Raw genomic sequence first — 5,269 nt, forward strand, 5'->3', positions numbered from 1 at the left:
CATTCTAATTTTATAACAAATGAAAAGTGAATACAACAATAGTCTTCCTATCTTTTCGTGTACATGTTCTCAAGTTTAACAAAAAACGTTTTGTTCTTAAAGAGATTGGGACAAGAAAACTTCCCGGACGAGAGATGTGTACCTTACAATCAACAAGCTATAGAAAAACAGCGGGAATTACGAGCGGGAACGGTTTGATCCCAGGCTGCACGATTCATGACGGGAACAGCGCTCCCCTTCTATTTGGACCGTCACATGCTCCACGTTGCATTCTTTCCTTAGATATTTTGATACTTGTTTTAAGATTCTATCCCTGTCACTGTTTTCGTCTGCCACGATATGGCAGCTTAATGACGGCATATCAGATGAGATCGACCAAATGTGGAGATCGTGAACCTCTCTGACTGACGGAATGGAAAGCAGGCCGTTTTTAAGCGCTTCCGCATCAATGTCTTTCGGTTTTCCTTCCATTAATATATGCACCGAGTCTTTCGTCACCCGCCACCCGCTGACAAGAACCAAAGCCGCGACGGCGGCGCTTGCGATTGGATCGGCGATATTCCAATTGAAGAAAAGCATGAGGAGGCCTGCGATAATCGCGCCGAAAGATCCCAGCATATCGCCGATGACGTGCAAAAATGCGCTCCGCATGTTTAAATTCCCGCTTGTGTCGCCTTTCATTAATATCCAGGCTGCAGCAATGTTGACGAACAAACCAACCGTTGCAATCACCAGCATGCCACTGCCGGCGACTTCCGGCGGGCTGAAAAAGCGGTTGTACGCTTCCCAAAAGATATAAAGTGAAATCAAAAGCAAGGTGATGCCATTGATAAACGCAGCCAAAATTTCAAAGCGCCTGTAGCCGAATGTTTTGCTCACAGTTGCGGCCTTTTCCCCAATTTTAAACGCCAAGAGGCTGAAACCAAGCGCTGCAGCGTCGCTGAGCATATGTCCCGCATCTGACAGCAAAGCGAGGCTGTTCGTCAATATCCCGCCTATCACTTCAATGATCATAAAAGTAAAAATTAAACCGAAGCTGATGTAGAGCGCTTTTTGATTGGCTGATCGGCTGCCATGGTGGCTGTGACCTGTGTGATCGTGAGAATGAGCCATCATAAATCCTCCTTTTAATATATGATCATATATTCATATTTAAATTTTACCTTTTCCTTCACTTATGGTCAAGCGGATTCTAAAGACATATAGAAGGACGGATTGACATCCGCCCCCCTCGTTTTATCCGATCATGGGTAAATTTGATACGATCTGCTTGCTTTTTTGATGCTGCTCTTCGCGCCTTTTCTCAACTTCAAGCCGGTTCACATGGCTTCTGCTGTACTCCTCGTACCCCATTCCATGCGACTTGTGCATCGCTTTTTCCATTTCGGCCGTGAATTCAAGGTCAAGCTGATCTTGGCTTGAACAAATAATGAATCATCCTTTCAGAGATTTTCTTTCATAGTACCAGTTATATACAAACTCTTCAAAGATGTGTGTGCTTTCAATATGCTTTCACGGATGAAAAATCAATGCTTCATTTGCTGGAATTCTTCCATCGCCTGCAGAACGAGCGTGACAGCTTGGCTCATGGCCGCGCCCCCGCCAAATGCCGCAGTTACGCCGACCGCTTCAAGAATTTCTTCCTCCGACGCTCCGCAATCCAGGCAGCCCTTGATATGATAAATAATGCAATATTCATCCTGTGTATTAACACTGATGCCCAGTGCGATCAGCTGCTTATCCTTTTCGCTGAGCGCGCCTTTTTTAAAGCATTCCTCTGTAAATTCGTTGTATTTGGCGGCAATTCCGGGCATTTTTTCGGAAAAGATGCCGATCCCTGCTTTATATTCATGCAGTGCGGATTCGATAATGCTTTCTGATTCATGCTGATTCACGTTTTGTTCCTCCATTTTCAGTTGGTAGTCTTTTTTTATTATGAGCCTCTTTTCAAAAAATACGCGAAAAAACCCCGGTTTTCTCCAAAACCGGGGTGTTCTTTCATTTACTCAGAAACAGAAATGACAGAGCCTTCATATTTTTTGTCGATGAACTTTTTAATGTCATCAGAGCGCAATACGTCCATCAGAGCTTTCACTTTGTCAGAATCTTCGTCGCCTTTGCGGACGGCGATGATGTTAGCGTAAGGATTGTCTTTTGGAGACTCAAGCTCGATTGAATCAGTTTTCGGATTGAGCTTGTTTTGGATCGCGTAGTTCACATTGATGAACACTGCGTCAGCTTCATTGGCTTCGTATGCTTTTGCCGTCATTTCAGGCGCCACATCATTTTTGATTTTGAGGTTTTTCTTGTTTTCTGTAATATCTTTTACTGTCGCATCCACTTTTTCAATGCCTGATTTCAGCTTGATCAGTCCGGCATTTTCAAGCATTGTAAGCATGCGGCCCTGTTCAGCGGCGTTGTTGCTCATAATAATTTTTGCACCGTCAGGAAGGTCTTTTAAAGATTTATACTTTTTGGAGTAAATGCCGAATGGCTCAAGGTGTACCGCGCCGACGTTAACAAGATCGTAATCTTTATTTTCTTTCATTTCCTGTTCAAGATACGGGACGTGCTGGAAGTAGTTCGCATCGAGATCTTTCGTTGCAAGCGCCTTGTTGATCAGTTTGTAGTCCGTGAAATTTTTGATTTTAAGCTCATAGCCTTTTTCTTTCAAAAGCGGCTTTGCTTCTTCAAGGATTTCAGCGTGAGGCGTCGGCGTCGCTCCGACTGTGATGACTTTGCTGTCTTTATCCCCTTCGCTGCTGGAAGATCCGCAAGCGGCTAAAACGCCTGCAAAAATGATGAATAAAGCTGTTAATAAACCTTTTTTCATGTTGATGTCCTCCCTAACGTTTGTCTAATTTATTTGTTATAAAATCCCCGATAAACTGGATGATAAACACAATAGCTAAGATGAAAATAGTGGCGATGAGTATAATATCGGGATTGTTCATCTGAAAACCGTTTACATAGGCAAGGTTCCCGAGTCCGCCTGAACCGATTGCTCCGGCCATCGCCGTCGAACCGATCAGTGCAATCGCCGTAACCGTAATGCCAGAGATCAAGGCCGGCATCGATTCGGGCAGGAGCACTTTAAATATGATCGTCGATGTTTTGGCTCCCATCGATTTTGCCGCTTCAATCACGCCTTTATCAACTTCGCGCAAAGCGATTTCAACCAGGCGGGCATAGAACGGAGCGGATGCGATAATCAAAGCCGGAAGTGCGGCGTTCGGCCCCAAGATCGTGTTCATTAAAAACTTTGTGAAACCGAGCAGCAAAATAATCAATATAATAAAAGGAATAGACCTGAACACATTGACGATTGCCGAGATTACACCGTTCACGACCCGATTCTGCCAAATGTTTCCTTTAGAAGTCAGATACAGCAGCATACCGAGAATCACTCCGATGATAAAAGCAAACAATAGGGAAATTCCTGTCATATATATCGTTTCATACGTAGCTTCCCACAGCTGCTCCATATCTACGTTTGGAAACAGTTTTTCAAACATTCGTGATCACCTCTGCTTCTACTTGACGGCTCTTGATGAAATCGACCACATCATTGACCTCGTTTTCATATCCATCGACATGAATGAACAATGAACCGTATGCGCCGTCCTGAGTTTGCGAGATTTTGCCTTGAAGGATGTTGACTTCAACATCGAACTTCCGAATGATCTGTGTGATCAGCGGCGATTCGGCCGCTTCACCGACGAAGGTGAGCTTGATCGTCCGCCCGGATGTCGTTTCTTCGAGGAAATGCTTCAGCGTTTCCTGTGTTTCCACCGGTTCTGTTACCTGCTGAACAAAGCGCTTTGTCATTTCTTCCTGCGGCTTGAGGAATACGTTCAGCACATCGCCTTCTTCCACGACCTTTCCGTTTTCCATGACGGCCACTCTGTGGCAGATTTTCCTGATAACATGCATTTCATGAGTAATCAGGACAATGGTCAGTCCGAGCCTTTCATTGATATCGGACAGAAGACCCAGGATCGAGTCAGTCGTCTGCGGATCAAGCGCTGATGTCGCTTCATCGCATAAGAGAACTTTCGGATTGTTTGCGAGCGCCCGAGCGATGCCGACGCGCTGCTTTTGGCCTCCGCTAAGCTGTGAAGGGTAGGCATTTTCCTTGCCTTCAAGTCCGACAAGCTTTATCAGTTCAGCGACTCTTTTCAGACGTTTTGCTTTGCTGACACCGGCGATCTCCAGCGGAAACGCAATATTGTCGCGGACCGTTCTTGACCACAATAGGTTGAAGTGCTGGAAAATCATGCTGATTTCCTGCCTTGCATTCCTCAGCTTCTTCCCTTTGATCTCACTGATTGTTCTGCCGGCTACTTCAACCGTGCCTGAAGTCGGCTGTTCAAGTCCGTTCAAAAGACGGATCAAGGAGCTTTTTCCAGCTCCGCTATATCCAATAATTCCGAAGATTTCACCTTTTTTAATCGTAAGGGTGACATCCTGGACAGCATTGACATCTCCATGCTTTGACCGATAAATCTTTGAAACATTTTGAAGATTTATCAAAAGCCATCACCTGCTTTCTTGCTCAATTCTCATAGTTGTCTAAATTCCTGATCAAACAATGAAAAAAGCCTTTCTGCACACATGAGCAGAAAGGCTTTTGAATAGTCTGGGCCTTTCTCTCATCTTTCAAAGCATAACGCTTCGTGTGAATTGGCACCATTTCAACACGTGTTGATGGTTGCCGGGTTTCATAGGGCACTTCCCTCCACCTCTCTGGATAAGAGAATCATATATTTATTTTTTGATTATTATGATCGGAATTCTTAAAGTAGGATATCATGCGAAAAAATAGTTGTCAACTATTTTTCGTAAGACAATCGGCCTACGGCGAAAAGAGACGAACGTAAACGCTCGTCTCTGTCCGACTTATACACGGAATGTGCCGATTTTTCAAATTTTTAAAATGTCTCTGAATAAAGATCGCTGTTTTTAAAAAAGCCGTCCGTCAGCCATAAAATCGCTTCAAGCTTCAATAAAGCTCTGAATGAGCCTTTTACTTGAACAGTGCCGCGCTGTACGAGATGCTGCAATGAAATATCGCCGTGAAGAAGGTCAATAATCTCGCTTTGCTCTCCAAAAAAGGTCAAATGAGCTTTCTCTGCAAGAGAAGATTTTTCCATTTCCCCTTTTTCGTTGATCGCTAACGTAAAAGCTTCTTTCTCGCCTTGAAACGTAATCAGCAAAGCCGTTGTCGATAATAGAGGTTTTAAAAAAAGAGCCTTGTCCTCTCTTTCTA

6 protein-coding genes and 1 riboswitch are annotated in these 5,269 nt (G+C 44.3%); all 6 genes read right to left on the reverse strand.

Annotated elements, in window-relative coordinates; translation table 11 throughout:
- Positions 1-177 precede the first annotated feature (177 nt).
- The gene (locus C1T29_RS18725) at positions 178-1,113 is read right to left on the reverse strand and encodes a cation diffusion facilitator family transporter (protein ID WP_023856211.1); all 936 of its coding nucleotides are present in this window, start codon (positions 1,111-1,113) and stop codon (positions 178-180) included.
- Between the two features lie 413 nt (positions 1,114-1,526).
- On the reverse strand, positions 1,527-1,895 hold the full coding sequence (locus C1T29_RS18730) for a carboxymuconolactone decarboxylase family protein (RefSeq protein WP_020452872.1): 369 nt from the start codon (positions 1,893-1,895) through the stop codon (positions 1,527-1,529).
- 107 nt (positions 1,896-2,002) lie between these two features.
- The gene (gene metQ, locus C1T29_RS18735; protein WP_101561496.1) at positions 2,003-2,833 is read right to left on the reverse strand and encodes a methionine ABC transporter substrate-binding lipoprotein MetQ; all 831 of its coding nucleotides are present in this window, start codon (positions 2,831-2,833) and stop codon (positions 2,003-2,005) included.
- 13 nt (positions 2,834-2,846) lie between these two features.
- A complete protein-coding gene (locus C1T29_RS18740; protein WP_003185053.1) occupies positions 2,847-3,515 on the reverse strand; it encodes a methionine ABC transporter permease in 669 nt (222 codons plus the stop codon).
- Positions 3,508-4,533 carry a methionine ABC transporter ATP-binding protein MetN gene (metN, locus tag C1T29_RS18745; protein WP_023856214.1) on the reverse strand — a complete coding sequence of 342 codons (1,026 nt, stop codon included), beginning with the start codon at positions 4,531-4,533 and terminating at the stop codon, positions 3,508-3,510. Before metN ends, C1T29_RS18740 begins: the two co-directional genes overlap by 8 nt.
- A 116-nt stretch (positions 4,534-4,649) precedes the next feature.
- Positions 4,650-4,757, reverse strand: a riboswitch (SAM riboswitch).
- A 174-nt stretch (positions 4,758-4,931) separates the two neighbouring features.
- On the reverse strand, positions 4,932-5,269 hold a 338-nt coding region (locus C1T29_RS18750), incomplete at its 5' end, for an SCP2 sterol-binding domain-containing protein (protein ID WP_208945534.1).

This window comes from Bacillus sp. MBGLi79 (genome assembly GCF_002953915.1).

Bases quoted from the DNA above. Each gene is read 5' to 3' on its own strand.
- C1T29_RS18740 (WP_003185053.1), bottom strand. From the start codon at position 3,515: ATGTTTGAAAAACTGTTTCCAAACGTAGATATGGAGCAGCTGTGGGAA.
- metQ (WP_101561496.1), bottom strand. From the start codon at position 2,833: ATGAAAAAAGGTTTATTAACAGCTTTATTCATCATTTTTGCAGGCGTT.
- C1T29_RS18725 (WP_023856211.1), bottom strand. From the start codon at position 1,113: ATGGCTCATTCTCACGATCACACAGGTCACAGCCACCATGGCAGCCGA.